This is a genomic window from Frigoribacterium sp. PhB118, assembly GCF_003751725.1.
GTDB lineage: Bacteria > Actinomycetota > Actinomycetes > Actinomycetales > Microbacteriaceae > Frigoribacterium.
Map to the genome: position 1 here is coordinate 161084 of NZ_RKID01000002.1, position 20793 is coordinate 181876.

25 protein-coding genes are annotated in these 20793 nt (G+C 66.8%); 15 read left to right on the plus strand and 10 right to left on the minus strand.

Features of this window, described 5'->3' with window-relative positions; genetic code table 11:
- The first annotated feature begins 49 nt into the window (after window positions 1-49).
- From EDF21_RS07775 to EDF21_RS07800, 6 genes are all read left to right on the plus strand, one after another.
- Window positions 50-520 (plus strand): universal stress protein, encoded by a 471-nt coding sequence (locus tag EDF21_RS07775; RefSeq protein WP_056049983.1) that lies wholly within the window; start codon window positions 50-52, stop codon window positions 518-520.
- A complete protein-coding gene (locus tag EDF21_RS07780) occupies window positions 517-1257 on the plus strand; it encodes a 2,3-bisphosphoglycerate-dependent phosphoglycerate mutase (RefSeq protein ID WP_158612880.1) in 741 nt (246 codons plus the stop codon). Before EDF21_RS07775 ends, EDF21_RS07780 begins: the two co-directional genes overlap by 4 nt.
- A gap of 1 nt (window position 1258) precedes the next feature.
- Window positions 1259-2611 (plus strand): phosphopyruvate hydratase, encoded by a 1353-nt coding sequence (gene eno / locus EDF21_RS07785; protein ID WP_082460667.1) that lies wholly within the window; start codon window positions 1259-1261, stop codon window positions 2609-2611.
- Window positions 2608-3144 (plus strand): CrcB family protein, encoded by a 537-nt coding sequence (locus EDF21_RS07790; protein WP_082460666.1) that lies wholly within the window; start codon window positions 2608-2610, stop codon window positions 3142-3144. Before eno ends, EDF21_RS07790 begins: the two co-directional genes overlap by 4 nt.
- Window positions 3141-3518, plus strand: a complete 378-nt coding sequence (locus tag EDF21_RS07795; protein WP_307785063.1) for a CrcB family protein — start codon at window positions 3141-3143, stop codon at window positions 3516-3518. Before EDF21_RS07790 ends, EDF21_RS07795 begins: the two co-directional genes overlap by 4 nt.
- 157 nt (window positions 3519-3675) lie before the next feature.
- A complete protein-coding gene (locus EDF21_RS07800; protein ID WP_056228989.1) occupies window positions 3676-4119 on the plus strand; it encodes a hypothetical protein in 444 nt (147 codons plus the stop codon).
- Window positions 4120-4152: 33 nt separating this feature from the next.
- Here the strand turns inward: EDF21_RS07800 and EDF21_RS07805 are convergent, their stop codons facing one another.
- On the minus strand, window positions 4153-5301 hold the full coding sequence (locus EDF21_RS07805) for a TDT family transporter (RefSeq protein ID WP_123570949.1): 1149 nt from the start codon (window positions 5299-5301) through the stop codon (window positions 4153-4155).
- A gap of 69 nt (window positions 5302-5370) precedes the next feature.
- On the opposite strand from EDF21_RS07805, the gene EDF21_RS07810 reads away from it, so the two are divergent.
- The gene (locus tag EDF21_RS07810) at window positions 5371-6279 is read left to right on the plus strand and encodes a LysR family transcriptional regulator (RefSeq protein WP_199736294.1); all 909 of its coding nucleotides are present in this window, start codon (window positions 5371-5373) and stop codon (window positions 6277-6279) included.
- Here EDF21_RS07810 and EDF21_RS07815 read toward each other — a convergent pair whose 3' ends face one another.
- Window positions 6280-6825 carry a uracil-DNA glycosylase family protein gene (locus EDF21_RS07815; RefSeq protein ID WP_123570951.1) on the minus strand — a complete coding sequence of 182 codons (546 nt, stop codon included), beginning with the start codon at window positions 6823-6825 and terminating at the stop codon, window positions 6280-6282.
- A gap of 180 nt (window positions 6826-7005) precedes the next feature.
- On the minus strand, window positions 7006-7614 hold the full coding sequence (locus tag EDF21_RS07820) for a DUF6226 family protein (protein ID WP_123570952.1): 609 nt from the start codon (window positions 7612-7614) through the stop codon (window positions 7006-7008).
- A 415-nt stretch (window positions 7615-8029) separates the two neighbouring features.
- Here EDF21_RS07820 and EDF21_RS16480 point away from each other — a divergent pair, with 415 nt between their 5' ends.
- On the plus strand, window positions 8030-8419 hold the full coding sequence (locus EDF21_RS16480; protein WP_148053665.1) for a hypothetical protein: 390 nt from the start codon (window positions 8030-8032) through the stop codon (window positions 8417-8419).
- Window positions 8420-8560: 141 nt separating this feature from the next.
- Window positions 8561-9061 carry a GNAT family N-acetyltransferase gene (locus tag EDF21_RS07825; RefSeq protein WP_123570953.1) on the plus strand — a complete coding sequence of 167 codons (501 nt, stop codon included), beginning with the start codon at window positions 8561-8563 and terminating at the stop codon, window positions 9059-9061.
- 112 nt (window positions 9062-9173) lie between these two features.
- Here EDF21_RS07825 and EDF21_RS16485 read toward each other — a convergent pair whose 3' ends face one another.
- Complete coding sequence (locus EDF21_RS16485) at window positions 9174-9362, minus strand: hypothetical protein (RefSeq protein ID WP_148053666.1); 189 nt, start codon at window positions 9360-9362, stop codon at window positions 9174-9176.
- A 63-nt stretch (window positions 9363-9425) separates the two neighbouring features.
- Complete coding sequence (locus EDF21_RS16490) at window positions 9426-9998, minus strand: hypothetical protein (RefSeq protein WP_148053667.1); 573 nt, start codon at window positions 9996-9998, stop codon at window positions 9426-9428.
- 330 nt (window positions 9999-10328) lie between these two features.
- Here EDF21_RS16490 and EDF21_RS07835 point away from each other — a divergent pair, with 330 nt between their 5' ends.
- Window positions 10329-10853: a GNAT family N-acetyltransferase gene (locus tag EDF21_RS07835; protein WP_233568442.1), complete on the plus strand. Its 525-nt coding sequence runs from the start codon at window positions 10329-10331 to the stop codon at window positions 10851-10853.
- A gap of 22 nt (window positions 10854-10875) precedes the next feature.
- Here the strand turns inward: EDF21_RS07835 and EDF21_RS07840 are convergent, their stop codons facing one another.
- The 4 genes from EDF21_RS07840 to EDF21_RS07855 all read right to left on the minus strand — a co-directional run bounded on the left by EDF21_RS07840 (window position 10876) and on the right by EDF21_RS07855 (window position 14427).
- Window positions 10876-11445 (minus strand): recombinase family protein, encoded by a 570-nt coding sequence (locus EDF21_RS07840; RefSeq protein WP_123570956.1) that lies wholly within the window; start codon window positions 11443-11445, stop codon window positions 10876-10878.
- A 963-nt stretch (window positions 11446-12408) separates the two neighbouring features.
- Complete coding sequence (locus tag EDF21_RS07845) at window positions 12409-13119, minus strand: zf-HC2 domain-containing protein (RefSeq protein ID WP_123570957.1); 711 nt, start codon at window positions 13117-13119, stop codon at window positions 12409-12411.
- Window positions 13116-13622 (minus strand): sigma-70 family RNA polymerase sigma factor, encoded by a 507-nt coding sequence (locus EDF21_RS07850; protein ID WP_082460175.1) that lies wholly within the window; start codon window positions 13620-13622, stop codon window positions 13116-13118. The genes EDF21_RS07845 and EDF21_RS07850 overlap by 4 nt, the downstream gene beginning before the upstream one ends.
- 298 nt (window positions 13623-13920) lie before the next feature.
- Window positions 13921-14427: a hypothetical protein gene (locus tag EDF21_RS07855; RefSeq protein ID WP_158612881.1), complete on the minus strand. Its 507-nt coding sequence runs from the start codon at window positions 14425-14427 to the stop codon at window positions 13921-13923.
- A gap of 351 nt (window positions 14428-14778) precedes the next feature.
- Between EDF21_RS07855 and EDF21_RS07860 the strand changes: the two genes are divergently transcribed.
- The 3 genes from EDF21_RS07860 (at window position 14779) to EDF21_RS07870 (ending at window position 17279) form a co-directional block, all read left to right on the plus strand.
- The gene (locus EDF21_RS07860; protein WP_056044687.1) at window positions 14779-15288 is read left to right on the plus strand and encodes a hypothetical protein; all 510 of its coding nucleotides are present in this window, start codon (window positions 14779-14781) and stop codon (window positions 15286-15288) included.
- 108 nt (window positions 15289-15396) lie between these two features.
- Window positions 15397-15981, plus strand: a complete 585-nt coding sequence (locus EDF21_RS07865; RefSeq protein ID WP_056044689.1) for a DUF305 domain-containing protein — start codon at window positions 15397-15399, stop codon at window positions 15979-15981.
- 101 nt (window positions 15982-16082) lie between these two features.
- Window positions 16083-17279 (plus strand): permease, encoded by a 1197-nt coding sequence (locus EDF21_RS07870; RefSeq protein WP_199736295.1) that lies wholly within the window; start codon window positions 16083-16085, stop codon window positions 17277-17279.
- Window positions 17280-17508: 229 nt separating this feature from the next.
- Here the strand turns inward: EDF21_RS07870 and EDF21_RS07875 are convergent, their stop codons facing one another.
- Window positions 17509-18552, minus strand: coding sequence for an NAD(P)-dependent alcohol dehydrogenase (locus EDF21_RS07875; RefSeq protein ID WP_123570959.1), 1044 nt, complete (start codon window positions 18550-18552; stop codon window positions 17509-17511).
- A 154-nt stretch (window positions 18553-18706) separates the two neighbouring features.
- On the opposite strand from EDF21_RS07875, the gene EDF21_RS07880 reads away from it, so the two are divergent.
- Both EDF21_RS07880 and EDF21_RS07885 read left to right on the plus strand, forming a co-directional pair.
- The gene (locus EDF21_RS07880; protein WP_056044693.1) at window positions 18707-19393 is read left to right on the plus strand and encodes a hypothetical protein; all 687 of its coding nucleotides are present in this window, start codon (window positions 18707-18709) and stop codon (window positions 19391-19393) included.
- A gap of 195 nt (window positions 19394-19588) precedes the next feature.
- The gene (locus EDF21_RS07885) at window positions 19589-20749 is read left to right on the plus strand and encodes an adenosine deaminase (RefSeq protein WP_123570960.1); all 1161 of its coding nucleotides are present in this window, start codon (window positions 19589-19591) and stop codon (window positions 20747-20749) included.
- Window positions 20750-20793 lie beyond the last annotated feature (44 nt).

Genomic DNA, 20793 nt, shown 5'->3' on the forward strand with positions numbered 1-20793 from the left:
GTCCCTATCTCATCCACTGGCGTGCCCAGGAACCGAGATAGGAGACCAGATGACCACCGACACCATCGTCGTCGGAGCTCATACCCGGACGGCCGACACCGTTCTCTCGAACGCCGCCCGGTTCGCGGCCCGGCTGTCGGCACAACTCGTCGTCGTGCAGGTCGACGACTCCCGCGTCCCCGCTGACCCCGACGACGCCAGCGGCCGAGGGGCGACCGTTCCCCTCGACCCAGACGAGTACGACGACGTCGCCGCCGACAGATCTGCCCTCGAGGCGACGGCAGCCCGGCTCCGCACCGACGCGCAGATCACGGTCGACGTCCGTGTCCTCGCCGGTGACCCCGCTAAGGCGTTGGCCCGCGTCGCCGCCGACACGCACGCCGTGATGATCGTCGTCGGATCCTCGAACGGTCTCGCCGCGGGCCTGAAGGCTGCACTGCACGGGTCCACGGCATCGTTCCTCATGCACCATCAACCCGTGCCGGTGCTCGTGGTGCCGGTCTCGAAGGCCCGGCCGTGACGACCCGGATCGCCCTCGTGCGACACGGCCAGAGCCAGGCCAATGCCGACGGGCTGTTCACAGGCATCACCGACTCACCCCTCACGACCGGAGGCCGTGAAGAAGCCCGCCGTGCTGCACACCTGCTCGACGAGACGGGTTTCCGCCCGGCATCGATCCTGTGCTCACCGCTGGCCCGTGCGACCGAGACTGCCTGCATCATGGTGTCCGAGAACCAGTGGACCGTGCCCGCCACCGTCGACGTGCGACTCCGGGAACGCGACTACGGCGACCTGACCGGACGGACGAAGGCGGATGTTCGCCGCTCAGCCGGCGAGGAGGACTTCACCCTGTGGCGGCGCTCACTGGACATCCCGCCCCCGCCGTCCTCCGACGCGCAGTTCGCGAAGCTGTGGGCTCAGGACGCCCTTCGTCAGGTGGATCCCTCGAACCGCACCCGGGCCGAGAGCCTGCTCGACGTCATCGTCCGGGTCCGCCCCGTCGCCGAGGCGGTCAAGGCCGGTGCCCCCGGCGGCACCGTGCTCGTGGTGGGCCACGGCAACAGCCTCCGCGCACTCTGCCTGTTGCTCGACGCGCTCACCCCACTCGAGGTCGCCGCGCTCAACATCCCGACCGGCCACCCCCTGATCTACGACCTCGCCTCCGACGGGCATCCGCTGACGCGGGGCGGCACGTATCTCGACCCGGCCGCAGCGGCCCTCGCCGCCGCGGTCATCACCCACGAAGGAGGAACCTGACATGAACGACTACATCAGCAACCGCACCATCCACACCCATGACGTCGGCACCTACGTCACCCACGGCGGTGCACACCCCGTCCAGATCGTGTCCGCCCTCGGGCGGTCGATCTTGGACTCACGCGGATTCCCCACCGTCCAGGTCGACCTCGAACTCGCCGACGGCACCCTCGTCTCGGGCGCCGCCCCTGCGGGAGCCTCGACCGGTGCCCACGAGGCCGTGGAACTCCGAGACGGAGGTGCAGCGTTCGGTGGCAAGGGCGTCCGGAAAGCGGCAGAGATGGTCACCACCGAGATCAGCGACCTCCTGACCTCACGCCCGTGGGCCGGGATCAGCGAGATCGACCGTGCCCTCGCCGACCTCGACGGCACCCCGAACTGGTCGCGGCTCGGCGCCAACGCCGTCGTCGCCACGTCGATCGCGGCGTCCCGAGCGCTGGCCCGCGAAGCCGGCCTGTCCCTGCACCGGTGGATCGCCCTGCTGTCGGGGGCGAACGAATCGCTCCCCGTCCCGCACTTCAACGTCCTGAACGGAGGCGCCCATGCAGCCAACGACCTCGATTTCCAGGAGTTCATGATCGCTCCCGTCGGGGCGACCAGTGAGGAGGAAGCGGTGCAGACCGGCGCAGAGGTCTACCATGCCCTGAAAGCGCTCGTACAGACCCGCTACAACACCGCGGGCCTCGGCGACGAGGGCGGCTTCGCCCCGGCGATCAGCAGCCCCGAGGACGCCCTCGACCTCATCGTCCAGGCGATCACCGACGCCGGCCACCGGGCGGCGCTCGACGACGTCGCGATCGCCCTCGACCCTGCCGCGAACGGGTTCGGCGACGGAGACGGCCGGTACCGGGTCGCCGGGCAGGACCTCGACCGTGCGGCCCTCGCGGACCGGTACGGTGCACTGCTCGACGCGTACCCGATCAGGAGCATCGAGGACGCGTTCCACGAGGACGACCACGACGGGTGGGCGCTGATGGCGTCGAGGTTCGGCGGCCGCGTGCAGCTCGTCGGCGACGACCTCTACGTGACCGACCCCGAAAGGATCGCCGAAGGTGCCGAGAAGGGCTGGTCGGACGCCGTCCTCATCAAGCCGAACCAGATCGGCTCCGTCAGCCAGACCCTCGACGCGATCGCCACCGCTCGGTCGCACGGCATGGCCTGCATGGTGTCGCACCGCTCCGGGGAGACCACCGACACGTTCATCGCCGACCTCGTCGTCGGCACCGGGGTCGGCCAGATCAAATCCGGTGCCCCCGCACGCGGGGAGCGGGTCTGCAAGTACAACCGCCTCACCGACATCGAAGCCGATCAGCCCGGACTCCCCTACGGCCTCAGCACGAAGGACGATGCATGACCACCCCCTCACCCGACTCACCGTTTCCGCCGCTGCCCTCGAGGAGAGGCGACGAGTTCGACGGGCTGGGCCAGAACCCGGACCTCGATGTCGACGACTCCACGGGCACCGAAAGGCCCGTGCACCTGCGGTGGCGGTTCATCGGATTCGTCACCCTCGGCGGCACGATCGGCACGGGATTGCGCGAAGCCCTGGCGTTGAGCTTCCCCGCGGCCCCGGGCAGCATCCCCGTCACGATCCTGCTGATCAATGTCGTCGGTGCGTTCGCGCTCGGGCTGCTCCTTGAGTCGCTGGTGCGACGAGGGCCGGACGCGGGTCGCCGACGCGACCTGCGCCTCCTCGTCGGAACAGGCGTTCTCGGCGGGTTCACCACCTACAGCGCCCTCGCGGTCGACACCGCGACCCTGCTCGGTGACGCGCTGCCGATCGCGATCGCCTACGGTGTGGGATCGGTCGTGCTCGGCGCCGTGGGTTCCTGGGCCGGCATCACCGGCGGTGCCGCCCTCCATCGCCGTTCTGAGGCGGCGTCGTGATCGCCCCGTGGCTCTTCGTCGCGATCGCGGTCGCCGGTGGCGTGGGTGCGGCCCTGCGCCTCGTCGTCGACGGCGTCGTCCGCAGCACGTGGTCGGCCCCCATCCCGCTGGCGACCCTGGTCATCAACGTCAGCGGGTCGTTCGTGCTCGGCTTGCTCACCGGTCTCGCCGACCACGCGGGGATGCCCCGAGAGTGGCTGCTCGTCGCGGGCGGCGGGCTCATGGGCGGCTACACCACGTTCAGCACCGCAAGCGTCGAGACCGTGCGCCTCGTAGCCGAGAAGAAATGGGTCGCGGGAATCGCCAACGGCGCGGGCATGCTGCTGCTCGCCGTCGCTGCCGGGCTCGTCGGCCTCACCATTGGCACGTCATGACACCCTTCTGCTGACGAGTCGCGAATGCTCGTGGGGGCTGCCGTCGGGGCATGCTCGTGGTTGCATCAGGTTCGCGGCCGCTTCGTGCAGCCGCACCAGTCGGCGGCCGCCGACTCCCCTTTCCGTTTCGACATACAAGTGCGCAGGAGAAAGCATCATGAGCAACACCGTCATCCATGACTTGGTTTCCGAGATGCTGGGTCGGCTTCCGTCCGGTGGAGGCATCGTGGCTGTGGATGGCGATGCTGGCGAGCAACTCTCGGACATGGGCAGTCAGTTGGCTCGGGAGATCAGCGCGAGAGGCCTCACGTCGTCGGTCCGATCATTCACGGGCGCAGACTTCGAGTCTTCACCCGCCGGCACGGACGTGCTGTTGGTCGTCGGCGAAGGCGCGTTGCAGCCTGGCGTCCGGACGCGGTGGAACTGGACTCTGTGGGTCGAGGCCTCCGGGGTGCGTGATCCGGCGAGCAACGACCGCAGTGCGGTGGCGTTCGAGAGCTACCGGTCGCGTGACGAGCCCAAGGGCGCCGCCTCGGCCATCGTCGACGTCAGTGACCCCGAGGCCTATCGCCGTGACTGGAACGACGCCTGTTCGATCTGAGTCGCTCCCCCCACGCACCCTCGTCGTCCGTGGTCAGGGCAGGGGACGGGGAGGCGCGAGGAGCGTTCCGCGGATGACGCTGCCGTGGAAGGTGCGCGCGGCGACCGTGATCCAGGCCCCGACGAGCCCGATGTAGAACACGACCGCCAGTACCTGCAGCGTGACGAGTCCCGTGTGCAGGGCCAGACCGTTCAGGCCTGTCACGCAGGTGCCGACGGGGAAGGTGAACGACCACCAGGTGAGTGAGAACGGGAGCCCCTGGCGGATGGTGTGGAGGGTGATGGCCGATGCCAGTGCCGCCCACATCAGGGCGAATCCCAGGGTGGGCACACCGTAGACGAGCCCGAAGACGAACAGGGCGTGCGAGGTTTCCTGGTCGACGGCGAGGTGGGCGTTGCCACCGAGAAGGTTGGCCGCGGTGATCGACTGCCCCAGGGGGCCGAGGACGATCCAGAGGGTCGGGACCATGCCGGCCGGGCCGATCTTGTGCTGGGCCAGGCGTGACCAGATCAGCGTGATGATCACGATCGACGCCAGCAACGACAAGCCGAACATCGCGTAGCACCCCCAGAGCATGTTCTGCCTTGCCTGCCCCGCGGGCAGGAAGGGCAGCAGCAGCGCACCGGTCGAGGCAGACACCATCGGAGGAACCACGGGCATGAGCCAGCCGCCGAACGCACTGTCGGGGGCCGTGTCGTGCCGGGTGAACGTCAGGTACGGGACCGCGATCGCGCTGACGAGGCCGAGCACCGTACCGATGGTCCACAACACCCAGTCGATGCCGACCGCCAGGGGCGTACCGAGGACGTCTTTCCCCAAGAGCAGGGTGCCCGCGCCGACGGTCAGCAGCGCCATGGGCGGTGCCCCGTAGAAGTGCGCCATCACCGGATTGAGTCGATGCCCCCGCGCGGTGGCCCGGTAACGCACCCAGTGCAGGACGGTCGCCGTGCTGAGAGCGACCAACAACACGCTGGCCAGTGCCCAGACGATGGTCGCGGCGGGGCGCAGCCCCGGGAACTGCAACGGCAGGGTCGCCGCGGCGTTGGCGACGATGCCCGTCCCCATGATCGACGCGAACCAGTTCGGGGTCAGGTTCGACACGATCTGCCCGCGGTGCTCGAGCTGGCGGAACAGACCGCGTGTGCGGGGTGGGGCGACATCCGGTGTGATCGTGGCAGGCATGCCTCGATCTTCGTACGTGCGTCCGGCTGCCGATACGGGCGGATGCTTGTGGTGTCACAATCGACTCTTGTGACCGGACTCCCTGTTGACCTCGAGACGCTCCGACTGCTGGAGGCGATCTCGAGATCGGGCAGTCTTGGCCGTGCCGCGACATCGGTGGGCATCAGCCAGCAGGCGGCATCGTCTCGCATCACGAGCACCGAGCGGCGGCTGGGTCGCACGTTGCTCGTCCGCTCTCGGGCCGGCTCGGCGCTCACCGAGCACGGACTCCTGGTGTGCGAGTGGGGCCGACCCCTGCTCGAGGCGGCGACCACCTTCGAACGATCGCTGCACACCCTGATGACCGGCGCCTCCGACGCTCTCCTCGTCGCGGCGAGTCAGACGGTGTCAGAGGCGCTGATGCCCCGCTGGATGACAGCGGCAGCGGATCGTGTCCGGGTGCGCCTGGAATCGGGCAACAGCGACTGGGTCGTCGACGAGGTCCGTTCGGGGCGCGCGCACCTCGGGTTCACCGAGACCCCCGATGAGGCCGACGGGCTCGCCAGCACCGTCCTGGGTGTCGACGAACTGCTCGTCGTCGTCTCGCCCGGGCACGCATGGGCATCGAAGTCCGAGCCCGTGACGGCAGCGCATCTCGCATCCACACCGCTCGTGTCTCGGGAGTCGGGCTCGGGCACCCGCCGGACCCTCGAGCTCGCCCTGGGGATCGACCCTGCCCTGATGGCAGAACCCGCTGCGCAGTTGTCGTCGACGGGCGCCATCCGGGCGGCCATCGCCGGCGGTGTGGGCCCGGGAGTCATCAGCTCGTTGCTGGTCGAGGACGACCTCCGCGCCGGGCGCCTCGTCACCGTCCCGGCAGCCGTCGACCTGAGGCGACCGTTTCGCGCCGTGTGGTCGGCAAGTCCGAGCGCCGGGGCACGGGATCTCCTCGCCGTGATAGCCACGTTGCAGCACAGCCCCCACTCCTCGGCGAGATGATCAGAGAAGCGATGCGTGCCGTAGGGCCGTGACGGCCCGCAGGTGCTTCTCGCCGGCACGGGTGGCGTTCGCCGGCGACAGATGGGGTGCCGCGAGCACGGGAAGGACCCTCGCACGCGGTTCCAGGGTGAAGTACCTCATCACGCCCGTCAGGGCTGGAGTGCCGAAGGTCACGATCGCTCGCAGCTGCGGCAGAGAACCGAGCAGCTGAGCGAGGGCAGGGCGTGCGTCTTCGAGATCGGTGACGGTCGGCGCCCGACCAAGGGCCCACGGGACGATGTTCCATCGCAGGTAGACGCTCCTGCCCAGACCCGACTCGATCCGTGCTCGCCTGAACGCTGACGCCGTCGGCCCCGGGTTGTCCTCACTGCTGATCGCGTCCTCGCCCTGCCTGATCGTGGCAGGACCGGGTGATTCCATCAGCACGAGAACTTTCGCCGCTGCTCCTCCACCTGATGGGTCGAAGCCCGGCACGAAGCGCGCACCTCCTGGTCCGGAGCTCCGCCATTCCGATACGAGCCGATCGAGGCCGCTGGGCTGCTGCATCCCTCGACGGTACGACCGTGAGCACCGTTTCCGCCCACGTTCACCGACGATGCGGAACGACCACGACGGCCTCCACTCCGAGTGCGCTCGCACCACAGCAAGTGACTCAGTGGGCGATCCCCTATCGGAACGGAGCACCTCGCGTTAAGTTGCGTGGTCTTGATCAGCGTGGCGCAGGGCCTACGGGCGTGGGGTCCACCCGGACCAACGACCTTCGGACAACTCAGTCAGACGCTCAGCCCAGAGGCGTCGCTCACGCCTGCGAACGCCCTTGAGTGGCATGACGCCTGACCAGTCCCTGCTCGAGCTAGTCAAAGACCACCGAGCTTGTCCAGACCGCCCCGGCTTAAGGCCTTCAGCCACGCCACCGCGGGCCAGCTGCAGGAACACTTCCTCCAAGGCGTCGGCGACCTCCTGCCAGGTCTCATCGCACAAGTCACAACCGCAGAACCACATGTCGAACTGGCTGAAGAGCCCTGCGAAAACAGAGATGACTCCTGGCGCCGCGCCGAATACCAGCCACACCGTGACCTCGCCGGAACGACCCGACGAGATGCGAACAATGCGTGACACGTCGTGACCGAGCCCACGGGCGTGTGTGGGCGGCAGCGCGACCGGAGCATCGACGACGACGTCGTACTCACGATCGACATACTCGATGAGAGCCTGCGCAACAGCGCCAACGGGGCGGAACCGCTCCCCAGAATCCCAGGTCGGCTGGTCGCCCATGTTGTGGGAACGCTCCCCTTCGCGGACGCCTGCGAAGACAGGACGGGCGTACTCGTTCACGTCGGAAGAATAGCCCTCGAGAGCCCACCGTCCAGGCCGATGATCCAACGCCCTCCAATGGCCCCTAGTCGAGGAAGCGTCCCCAGGACTGGCCGTCCTCGCGACGGCACAAACCACGTCCCTTTTGGCGATCCCCTATCAGGCAGTCAGAAACGATCGCTCATGGAGCAATCAGAAGCATGCTCATCCATAAACCTGCTTGACCGACAATTTTCGTTATGTCAATTAATTCTTGGGGCGAGTCGCTTGGGCCTGTCTTCTGATCAGTGTTGCCACCGGAGTCGATGTACTCGGTCGAGCCATTGATGTCCATGGCTGACGACACGGTGTCGTGGTGCATGATTGCCAACTAGGCCACAAGCCAAGGGGAGTCATGTCTCGACGCGTTCGACTTGTCGTTGCCCTGCTTGCCTTCGTGGCAAGCACCTTCGGACTGAGCGCGTGCAGTAGGGACACCTTCGAAGAGCGATTTTCCTCACAACTGCTCATTGCGATTGACATTGGTCTTGACGACTCCGACTCCGTTGCTGCAGTTTCCGGCACGGGAGGCGGCCCAACGCCAACAACTCTGCAGTACTTCCTCGAAGGAACGGACGTGGGAGAAGAAGTAGCTCAGGGCCTCACCGATGCCGGGTTCACGGCAGACGACTCTCTCAACCAGGTCTGGGAACGAGAAAAGGGCGGCTTGCACCAATTAGTCGTTCTAACTCCTTACTCTTCCGGCGAATCCTTCGCGATCGAAAGAGGGACGTCAGATGAGCGCTACGTAGCAAGCGAGGACGGTATCCGCGTCACTATCGCGTAACCCGTTCTGGGGGCAGTAGCCCCCGTCCCAGCTTCCGTAGGGACAACGGGGAATTCGACCTCTGACTTATGGGCGCGTCCGGAAGCTGATCGTCTATCGGGCAGTGCACGTTTGTTCCGCGCGGCACGAAATGATGGTGGCATGTCCACCCCCGAGCAACTCGTGCCGACCGTCCGTCGTGCGGATCCCACCGGAAGTGACGCAGCGCAGGTAGGAAAGCTCGTCGCCGACTACCTCATCCAGACCGAGCGGGAAAAGGCCGAGCACCTAGACGGCGCCCACGGTCCGACGCCATTGCCTGAGAAGTACCGCCATGAGGTCGACGAGCCTTGCTCCGCGTATGCCTCTGCCGACGTGTACGTGGCTGAGTTGCAGGGCCACCTAGTCGGCGTCGCTGTGGTCCTTGGCGACCAGGACGCGGACGAACTGAAGAGAGTGTGGGTCGATCCAGCTGCTCGCGGAACTGGCGCAGGATCCGCACTCCTCAACGCAGCGCTGACACGTGACAAGCAGCGCCCGCTCCGGCTGACAGTGTGGAGGTGGCGCGATGACGCGATCAGGCTCTACTCCCGACGCGGCTTTCAAGCCGTTGCCTCATGGGACCCGCGTCCTGACCTGATCTGCATGGAACGACGAACCTGACCCGACCTCGCAAGCATTCCAGGCACGGATCCCCTATCGGGCGGGTGGTCTTTCACTTACTCCACTTACGGCTTCGCCGCCCGCGGATGAGACCGGCGTCGAGTGACGGACGTCAGCGACGCATTTCAGCCATAGCGCGAATGTTGAAGTAAAGGCCGATCGCGATGAGCGCCACGCCCAGAAGACTCAGCCCTTTGGGCAGGTCAATGAACACGTTGACAATGAACAGCGTGGCGCCGAGCGCGTAGAAGATCGTGGCCACACCCATGCGCTTTCGCCAGCGAGGCATCTTGGACGACATCAATTGCTCCTTATCGACGGAAAAAACAGCTTGCAAAGTTGCCAGAGTCGGCTTCGGAGTACATCACTCCTTATCTAGGTTGGCCTCGTCCGTGAGCCTGAGCACTCGGTCCTCGCGTCGCTTCTCGTACTGGGTTGCCGTAACCAAGACCGCAAGTAGGAAAACTGCTCCAAGCAAACCCCACCCCGGATAGCCCGCTGCGATCGCCAGCGCGGCCAGGATGAGAAACATAGCTAAAAGCGACGGCATCAGCGCGGTCGCACGACGCCGCTTACGGCGAATCAAGAAACGGACTAACTCCGCGTTCTCAGCTGTCACCGGTTCCCGTCCGAACATCTGTCGGACCAGGAGTCGTCGCCTGTCCGGGTCGAGCTGCGAGAAGGGATAGTCGGCGCTGCTCCAAAGGAGGAACGGTGACAGAGCCTCGACGGACTTGGCTCTTCGCCACCCCAAGATCGCGGACACCACAGCAACAGCAGCAAGAGTCACGGACACGCCAAATGTGACGCCAGTGACACCGTCTCCCGAAGCTGCAAGTGCGGCAAGAAGTCCGCCGAAAACGGAAGAGGGGATCATCATCACCTGCGAAGAGGGCCCCACGATTTTGCCGCCCGGTGCATGCACTTCCTTGGTCATCCACTGACCGTAAACCGGCACCTCCCCCACGCACCTCCCGTAGGCGTGGAACCACCCGCGTAGCGAGGGCTAACGACGAAGAATCCACCTTGGCCGCTCCCCCAAGTCGGCCTTGAATCCGACGCATTCGTGCTCGACCACTCAACACCTTGGGTGAGCACAGCGATCAGCGTGAGGAGTGTCGCCAGCTCTCTCTTCGTGTTCCGAGGCCTTTCGATCAATTCGGGCCCCTCGCACAAAACCGAGAGCGACGACTGAACTTCGTGCCGGCAGACGATCGGCTATCGGGCGCGTTTCACTCACTAGCAGTCGTAACCTCGTCTCGTGGAGATGATTGGAGACAACCCCCCATCGGAACCCGCAGCCGTCCGTCTTAGGCCAGTAAGTCTCGACGACGAAGGTCTTTACCAACGCCTCCGCGGCAGCAGCAGCATGATGAAGGAATTAGGTGGCCCGCTGCCTCCCTCGCAGATCCGCAGAAGCCTTCTCCGAGAGATCGAGGAGACCGCGGCTGGCCGTGCCTTCGTGGTCATCGTGGAGTGTGCCGAAGGAGAGGAGTGGGTGCCGGCGGGCAACATAACCCTGGTTCGCGCTCACGCCATGAACGCCGAGATCGGATGGATGCTTCTTGAGCGCTGGCAAGGCCGGGGTCTCATGAAGATTGCCTTACGCCTGTTCTTGCAATCGTTAAGCGAAAGCGACTACGGCGAGATCCACGCGTACCCATCGACCTCGAACGACGCGTCGAATGCACTGTGCAGGTCGCTGGGCTTCCATTCCGCGGGAACAGTCGACCTCGAATTCGCAGGTTTGAAATTCCTCTGCAATGACTGGGCCTGGAGCACGCAGCGATAGCTACTGCTCCATCAACCCCTAGTCAGGCCTCTGTGGAACGCTGGACGGCTCGATAGACCGTTGAGCGGGCGACGCCAAAGAGCTCAGCGATCTCGCTCGTGGTGTGGGCGCCGGTGCGGTGCAGCTGCACCAGGTGCTTCTCTTGCGAGGCGGTGAGCTTGGGCTTGCGGCCGCGGAGCTTTCCTGCGGCTTTGGCGATCGCCATGCCCTCGCGGGTTCGTGCACGGATGAGGTCGGCCTCGAATTCCGCCACCATGCCGAGGACGTTGAAGAGCAAACGCCCGACGGGGTCGGTGGGGTTGTAGACCGCTCCCCCGAGGTTCAAGGCGACGCCCTTCTTCGTCAGCTCGTCCGCGATATCGGTCGCGTCCCGCAGCGAGCGGGCGAGGCGGTCGAGCTTCGTCACCACGAGCACGTCGCCGGCGCGGCATGCGGCTAGGGCTTCGCGGAGTCCAGGGCGCGCTCGAGTCGTGCCCGACAGCCCGTGGTCAACATGCACGTGTTGATGGTCAACACCCAGTGCTGCGAGACCATCACGTTGTGCTGCGAGATCTTGTCCCGAAGTTGAGACACGCGCGTATCCGATGAGCATCCGACGACTGTAGCGTTTAGACCCCCTTCACCGGGCTTTTTTGCGGGACAGGCATACGCGAATTCGCAGGCCAGACACTACTTGACCTCCGGCAGTCGAAACCGGCTTGAGCAGGTGTCCCGATGAACGACCGTCTATCGGACACTGAAATCGAAACGTAGAGACCCCGGTGCACATTCGAGGTGCGGGTATTCCGACGCATGTGGCGCATTGTCGGTCTGCCAGTCGCGGCCGTACCGCATAGTTGGGGACGTGCCGGCACCCGAGATCATCTCCCTAGACCCAGCGGCAAGAGCGTTTTACGGTCTTCTGGCGGCTGGGATGGTCGTTGTTTTCGGGGGCACGACCATCTTCATTTCTGGGCTTCCCGGGCAAATCGCGTTCGGTGTTCTGGCAGGCGCGTGCATCGTCTTACTTGTTCGCCTCCTGCGTTTATCCCTCACTCTTTCTGACGACGAAGCTGTCATCCGTGGCCTGTTCCGAACGACTCGCATCAATCGGGAGCACGTCAGGTTGTTGCGAGAGCACGCATATCTCGAGTGGACGGATGAGCTGGGCTTCGGACACTCCACACCCGTGCTGGCCCTCATGCTGAGCTTTTTGCAGCCAACGTCTCGTCGCCCTGCGGGCAGAGGGCACGAAGTCGCGCGACGCATCGACTCGTGGATTGACGGAACTGTAAAGCGGGCCTAGCCGAAGCTAGGCCCGACCTTTCCTGTCTAGCTACTTCTTCTTGCGATGCTGGATGACCAACACGGCGATGAAGACAATCGTGACGATGGCGACGGCGATGGGCCACCAACCATTTGCACCAGCTGCATACACGGGCTTATCCCTCCGAAATGATTGCTCCGGCCGTTTCGGCCAGAGAGTATCCATACTTCACGGCTGCCGTAGCTGCGCCCTTGACTTTCTACGCGACCGGATGACGACCGTCTAACGGGCGTCTCGTTCGCGAGGTACTCAGGTGTCTAGCCGAGCCAACGCGACCGTGGATCCCTTCAAGCGGATTTCTACACTCGCGATCTTCAGGCTGGGAATGGCTGTCGACGCAGACAGATCTGCGGCACGCGAGCCGGCTGCGTCCCACGTCGCGACGGTGAGCGTGGTGTTGTCCGTTTGTGTGACCACGAGCTCGTATCCGGAGTTGTCTGGCGCGTCCGCGCCGTAGTCGCAGTTCCAATCGAGCCTCGTGCCCCAAGATTTCTCCTCGATCTGCAGACCCGCAGTAAGGGTGGTGGAGTCGGTTCCGGGGTCCATTGGCTGGAACGTCATCTGGGCCGTCGCTGGGCCGACGTCGTTTCTTGCGCCTACGGCGAGCCCCCCGAAGACGGCGGCAGCAACAGCAGCGGCAACTGCGAGAGCCATGACTCCTCGGCGGCGGCGTTGACTCTTGCGGACGCGGTGGGCCATCAGCGACAACGTTTCTGATGGCGCCGGAGTGTCGTCCGAACCCAGAGGTGAATGGATGGCAAGGGCCTCTTCCGGCGAGATCTGGCTCAGGATGCCTGGGAGACCCGCAAGTTCCGTCACCGCTTCACGGCAGTTGGCGCAGGTACTGAGGTGCTGCTCGTATTCGCGACGTTCATCGGTGGGGAGCGCTCCGAGGACGTAGGACGCGTCCCAGTCCTGGTAACGGTCCTCGTGAGCTTGGAGATCGGGATGCTCAGTCATCGTGTGACGCCCCTTTCTTGGAGGGCTAGCCTCAGCCCGCGCAACCCGTAGTGGAGCCGCGATTTCGCGGTTCCTTCTGGGATGCCAAGCCGTCTCGAAATTTCAGGAATGCTCTGACCAGCGAAGTACGCACAGACGACGACTTGACGGTGCTGGTCGGAGAGCGACGCCAGCGCGTCCGCAACCATGATGCTGTCCAGGACCGCATCAGTGCGATCGAGAGCAGCGCCTTCTCCCTCGCCAGGGGCTGCCACTTCTCGTCGACTCCGGGCAGATCGTGCGTCGTCGATGACGAGGCGCCGAGCGACGGTGAACAGCCACGCTTGAGCAGCATCCTTGTCGAGCTCCAGCACCTTGGGACGCTGCCATGCTCTCAGCATCGTCTCCTGAACGATGTCCTCGGTCAGCGCCGCGTTCCGAGTGAGGCTGTGTGTGTAACGGCGAAGCGCCCCGCCGTGGCACTCGAACAATGCCGACAAGAGCTCGTCACTGGCTCGGGTCATGACCTTCACCGCCTCGCGCCGGTGAAGTCCGGCCAGTGCCTGATCCAGGACCGCCTTTCATCGTGCCTGTAGCGAGCGCAACGGGAAACGCCGATGCGCACCAGCGGTCGAACCTCATGCCATCGACATGGCCAGGACATGGGTTCACCGTCTGAGCGGAAGGAGTCGACGCATTCGCACCCACTGTCTCTGCTTTCATGTCGATGAGCACTGCCTTGTGGCTCCTTTGCTCGGGTGGGGTCGTGGAGCTGCGAGGGCCTGCAACCCGGAGAGTTCTGTCCGGCAGGCACGCGCGCGATCAGGACGCTGGGGTTGCTGAGCCCTCAGTGCCTGCTTCCATGTTGATCGTGCCGTCCGGCTGGAGGACGTACCAGGCATCCTTCACGCCCTGTCCGTTGACCTGTCCCGGTTCGGTGTCCTTCGCGAACCGGTACACCGGCCAGCCGTCGACGGTCAGCTGGGTTGTCCCGTCCGTGCGGGTGAGGGAACCGATCTTGCCCGTGATGCCGTCTGGGGAGGACGTGTCGGAGGCTTCGACTGCCGGCCAGGTCATGGCGCATTCGTCGTAGCAGTTGCTGGTGCCCGAGTCCTGCTCGTCCATCTTGAACGTGTAGATCGTGTACCCGGCGTCGTCGGTGATGATTTCGCCCAAGGGAGACGTTGCGGTGCCGAGGACTGCCGCTGCCGCGGTGGTCTCGGCGGGGGCCGGCTCGGTGGAGTCGGTCGTCGTGGATGATTCGGCAGATGTGGCGCACCCGGAGAGAGCGGCCGCGGCCAAGACGGCCGTCGTGAGCGTGATGGTCATTCGCTTGTGCATATTTCCTCCTGCTGGTACGCCGGCCCAGGTAGCCCGCTTACTACGAACACGACGCAGCTCATCCAGGAGTTCATCCGCGGCCGAAAAAGGCCGAAAAAGATCGGCGGTCGCAGGCAGCCGTCCTCACTCCCGGCGAAACGGGTGGCAGACGCGGGTGACGACCCTGTACCAAGGGCACCGCTGTCACACATCCGTCGTTCTTGGGATCGGCTAGTGAATGTCCCTCTGGCACGGCACGGTCGCGCGATGCCTACCCTGTGCTGATCGATCGGCTGGCCGCCCGAGACAGCGCATACCCCCAGGGGGTACAGTTCGATTCGGTCGACCTCGCAACGGAACGTGCTTCCGCTGCAGCCCGACGATCCCCCACCCCTCGTCCTGATCGAAGAATCGATGCTCGCCACCACCGCCTCCCCGCGTCGCCGGCTGCTGTTGCAGGTCACGGCGACGCTGGCGTTGCTGCTGCTGGTCGGGTTCACGGTCCTGATGCACACGATGGCCGGCCACACCGACGGCCACGAGCACCCGATGGCAGCTCCCGCCGCCACCACCGAGCACGTCCATGCCGTCGGAAACCGCCACGGGGAGCATGCCGCTCCCGCGGCCGCGGTGCTGACGGTCCTCACCGACGCCGGCTGCGACAGCGGCCTGTGCGCGCTGATGTGCTCGCTGATGGGGATGGCGTGCGCGCTGACGATCGCCCTGTTCGCATGGGCGCTACTGCGCGCACGGACCGGCGGTGTCATCGCGCTGCTGTCGCGACTGCTTGCGCTGGCTGACCGGCTGCCGCGCCACATCGCAGCACCGAAACCACCGTCACTGACGGCACTGCAGATCATCCGCATCTGATCCGCCCCCTGCGGGACCACACCGCCGCAGGGCGGCTCCCGCATGCCCAGAACCGGGAGGCATCCGCCTGCCCGGACCAGCTGACGCATCCACGGGAATGGACCTTCCATGCACACCACCACGACCACGCGCACCCTCGCGATCGCCGCCTCGCTCACCCTCGGCCTGACCCTCGCGAGCTGCTCCACGAACGACAGCAGCTCCGACGCGGGCTCGTCCGCCTCGTCGAGCTCGGCCGCGTCGGCGCACGACGACCAGGACGTGATGTTCGCGCAGATGATGCTGCCGCACCACGAGCAGGCCGTCGAGATGAGCGACGCGCTCCTCGCCAAGGGCGACGGTGTCGACCCCGACGTCGCCACCCTGGCGGAGCAGATCAAGGCCGAGCAGGGTCCGGAGATCATTCAGCTCGCCAGCTGGCTGCAGGGCTGGGGTGAGCCCACGGAGTCGGGGCACTCCATGTCCGGGATGATGTCCGATTCCGACATGACCGACCTCGACCAGGCATCCGCAAAGGACGCCGGAAAGCTGTTCCTGCAGCAGATGGTCCAGCACCACGAGGGCGCCGTCGACATGGCCAGGAGCGAAGTCGACAAGGGCATGAACACCGACGCGGTCGCGATGGCGAAGTCGATCGTGTCGAGCCAGACCGAGCAGATCACGCAGATGAAGGACATGCTCGCGTCCACGTGACACCAGTCGAGGGTCGAGGCGGGCAACGCAGTCCGCCTCGGCCCGAGACCGGTTCTTCCCCCCTTTGTGACCACCCTGTCGCTGCAGAACATGCCCGCGACGTGAAGAAGCAGGTGTACGTGTTCGTGATCAACGCAGTCGGTGACGCCCTGGTAGCAGCCGGCTCGATGGGGTGGGAGATCCTCTGGCCCCTCATCCTCGGCTTCACTCTCTCCGGCGTCATCCAAGCCGTCGTCCGCACCGACCAGATCACCAAGCTCATGCGCGACGACTCCCCCCGAGCGATCAGCGTCGCAACCGGCCTGGGCGCACTGTCCTCGTCCTGCTCCTACGCCGCCGTCGCCCTCGCACGGACGCTCTTCCGCAAGGGCGCGAGCCTGTCGTCGGCCATGGCGTTCGAGGTCGCCTCCACGAACCTCGTCGTCGAGCTCGGCTTGATCCTCGCGTTCGTCATGGGCTGGCAGTTCACCGCAGCGGAGTTCGTCGGTGGACCACTGATGATCATCCTCATCGCCCTCGGGTTCCGGCTCTGGATGCGCGGGAAGATCGTCGACGCCGCCCGCGAACAGGCCGACAAGGGACTCGCCGGCGCGATGGAGGGCCATGCAGCCATGGACATGTCCGTGCAGGGCGACCAGGGCTTCTGGCGGCGACTGTTCTCGAGGCCCGGGCTCACGAGCGTGTCGCAGTACTTCGTCATGGACTGGGCATCCGTCATCCGCGACATCGTCATCGGGCTACTCATCGCCGGCGCCTTCGACGCCTGGGTCCCGAAGGCGTGGCTGCAAGCACTGTTCCTCGATGGACACCCGACGCTCGCGTTCCTGATCGACCCGCTCATCGGGCCGATCCTGGCGATGGTGAGCTTCGTCTGCTCCGTCGGCAACGTCCCCCTCGCAGCGGTCCTCTGGAACGGTGGGATCAGCTTCGGCGGTGTGATCAGCTTCATCTTCGCCGACCTGATCATCATCCCGATCATCATCATCTACCGGAAGTACTACGGCTGGAGAGCAGCCCTCCGCATCACCGGGATCTTCTACGGCGCCATGGTCCTCGCCGGCTACGCCGTCGAACTGCTCTTCACCCCGCTGCACCTCGTCCCCACGAACCGGCACCTCACCATCGTGACGACCTCGATCAGCTGGAACTACACCACCTGGCTCAACATCGTGTTCCTGCTCGTCGCGGCGTTCCTGCTCGTCGTCTTCACCCGCAGCGGCTCATGGCCCATGCTCCGCATGATGGGTGACCACCCCGATGCCCACGACCAGGCACACGCCGAGCACGGCAAGCCCTGACCCGACCGGCCACGCCGACAGGGCGAGCTAGGCCACACAGCATCGTCGGAATCACGCCACACAGCGTTCCCAGCCACAACGTGTCGACGCTCACTCCTGCGGTGCTCGCCGGCGCCAGGACCCCGTTCCCCGTCGCGACGACGGGGTCAGGTGCGGCCGATCGGCCGCTGCGACCTGCAGGAGGCGCGGTGCGCGGAATCCGGCACCGCGCCTCCTCGGGGTGGTCGCGTCAGGGGACGATGACGGCCCGGCCGCGGACGGTGCCGGCGGCGAGGGCCTCGTAGGCCTTCGGGCCGTCGTCGAGCGAGTAGCGCTGCGTGGCGACCTCGACCTGGCCGGCCCGGGCGAGGTCGAGGACCTCGATCAGTTCGCTGCGGCTGCCCCAGTAGGGGATGCGCACGGCGACGTCGTAGGCGATCGCGCCGAAGCCGAGCTCGACGGTGCCGCCACCGATGCCGACGATGGTCACGTCGGCGTCCGCCGCGGCGACCGCGACGGCCGTGGCCATCGTCGGCCCCGCCCCGACGAAGTCGAAGACGGCCTGGACGCCGAGGCCTCCGGTGATCTCGCGGATGCCGTCGGCGGCGTGCTCGTCGCTGATCACCGTGTGGTGCGCACCGACGTGCTTCGCCAGCTCGAGCTTGTCGTCGCTCACGTCGAGCGCGATGATCTGCGCACCCGAGAGCGCCCGCAGGATCTGGATGCCGACGTGCCCGAGGCCTCCGGTGCCGATGACGACGGCGTAGGTGCCGGCGCCGAGCTTCGGGAGCGAGGTCTTGATCGCGTGGTACGGCGTGAGGCCGGCGTCGGTGAGCGACACGTTCTCGACCGGGTCGAGGTCGCCGAGCGGCACCAGGTGGCGCGGGTCGTCGACGATCATGTACTCGGCCATCGACCCGGGAGCGCCGAGCCCGGGAGGCTTGATGCCCTCGGCGGCGGCGTTGACGCAGTAGTTCTCCTTGCCCTGGGCGCACTGGTGGCAGCGCCCACAGCCCCACGGGCCGTAGACGGCGACCGCGTCACCGACCTGCAGGTGCTCGACGCCCTCGCCGAGCTCGGCCACGATGCCGGCGCCCTCGTGCCCGAGCGTGAGCGGCAGCGGGTAGCCCTGCGCGGTGTAGTCCTCTTCACCGAGGCTCATGACGTACTCGTCGGAGTGGCAGACACCGGCCGCCGTGACCTTCAGCAGCACCTGCCCGGGGCCGGGTGACGGCTTCTCGATCTCGACGACTTCGGGGTGTTGACCGACCTGGGTGTACTGGAGTGCCTTCATGGGCCGCAGGCTACGCCCGACTGCTGGAGAACGCACGACAGGTGTCGCGTTACTGGAGGCGTCGGGGCGCGGTCGGGGCCGTGCCGCCGGCGGTGTCGGGGCGTGGTGGTGGCGGTGACCGACAGTGACGGTGGTCGGCCCTACGATCGACGGCATGGCACACCTGCACCGGGCCGGCATGAGCCCCTCCAAGATCGACCTGCTCGACGCCTGGGTGCCGACCCAGCCGTGGTTCGAGGGCCCACCCCGGTCCGAGGGCACGGCCGACGAGGGCCTGCGCAGCGTCGCGGCCTTCCGCTTCGACGACCCGGCGGGCGAGGTCGGCGTCGAGACGATCATCGTCGCCACGCCCGACGGCGTGCAGTTGCAGGTGCCCCTCACGTATCGCGACGCTCCCCTGGCCGGTGCCGACGACCACCTCGTCGGGACGACCGAGCACTCGGTGCTCGGCACGCGCTGGGTCTACGACGGCACGGCCGACCCGGTCTGGGCCGCGGCCCTCGCGACGGCCGTGCTGACCGGCGGCACCCAGGCCGAGGCCTGGTTCGAGGTCGACGGCGAACGACAGGTCCGCGAGCCGAACTCGACCGTCGTCGGCAGCGGCACCCCGGGCACCCCCGTGCCCGACGTCGACCGCCTCACCGTCGACCAGGTCGAGGGCCGGACGGTCGTCACCGGCGCGGCGGTCCGCATCGTCGTCGCCCGCGTCCTCGGTCGACACGACGCCGGCGCCCTCGCCTCGACCGGCGGCCACAGCGGCGACCACGGGGTCGAGGTCCTCACCGGCACGTGGACCGGGCACGACCAGCCCGAGACGCTCGCCGTCGTGCTGACGGCCTAGCCACCTGCAGGAGGCGCGGTGTGCGGTCGTCGCGCACCGCGCCTCCTCGACGTCCGGGCAGGAGGCGCGGGTGGCGTCCTCGAGGAGCCACCCCGCGCCTCCTCGTCTCGTCCCCAGACGGTAGCCGGGTGACGGGACGGTGAACGATCGTGCACGGGGCTTCGTCGGGAGGCACGCTGCCGCTACGGTGGCCCGATGACGGCGATCGACACCTCCCCGACGACCGCGGCCCCCGCGCCCGGCACGCCCCTCACGGGCACGACCCCGACGAGCAGCGACCACCTGCGGTCGCCCCTGTCGGGCACCAGCTCCTCGGGTACGGATTTCTCGGGTTCGCCCCTCTCGGGCACCGTGCTCGCAACGCCGCCCACGGCCGAGCTGCACCTGCACGTCGAGGGCACGCTCGAACCCGAGCTCGTCTTCGCCCTCGCCGACCGCAACGACGTCGACCTACCCTTCGCCTCGGTCGACGAGCTGCGCGCGGCGTACTCCTTCGGCTCGCTGCAGGAGTTCCTCGACCTCTACTACGCGTGCACGGCCGTGCTGCAGACCGCACAGGACTTCCACGACCTCGCCTGGGCCTACCTCGAACGCGCCCACTCCCAGGGGCTGCGTCACGTCGAGATGTTCTTCGACCCCCAGGCGCACACCTCTCGCGACGTCGACGTCGACGAGGTCATCGACGGGCTGACCCAGGCGCTCGGCGAGGCGCGCGAGCGGTTCGGCATCACGGGCGGGCTCATCCTCTGCTTCCTGCGGCACCTGCCGGTGGGCGACGCGGCCGCGACCCTCGAGTCCGTCGCGCACCGCGCCTCCGACCTGATCGGGGTGGGACTCGACTCGTCCGAGGTGGGGTTCCCGCCCGCCGCGTTCGCCCGCGTCTTCGACCGCGCCCGCGCGCTCGGGCTGCACGTCGTCGCCCACGCCGGTGAAGAAGGGCCGCCGTCGTACGTCACGGACGCCCTCGACCTGCTGCACGTCGAACGCGTCGACCACGGGGTGCGCAGCCTCGAGGACGACGCCCTCGTCGCCCGCCTCGTCGCCGACCGGGTGCCGCTCACCGTCTGCCCGCTGTCCAACCTGCGGCTCGCGGTGGTGTCCGACCTGGCCGAGCACCCGCTGCCCCGCATGCTCGAGGCCGGGCTGCTCGTCACGGTCAACAGCGACGACCCCGCCTACTTCGGCGGCTACGTGGGCGACAACTACGAGGCATTGCGCGACGTGCTCGGGCTGGACGACGACATGCTCGCCCTGCTGGCGACGAACTCGGTCGAGGCGTCCTTCGCCGACGCCGACCGCAAGGCCGAACTCACCGCCGAGGTGCAGGCCTGGCGCGAGGCGCGTCGCGCGGCCTGAAGCGCGCGGCCTGCGGCGCGGAGCCTGAGGCGCCGGGCCCGAGG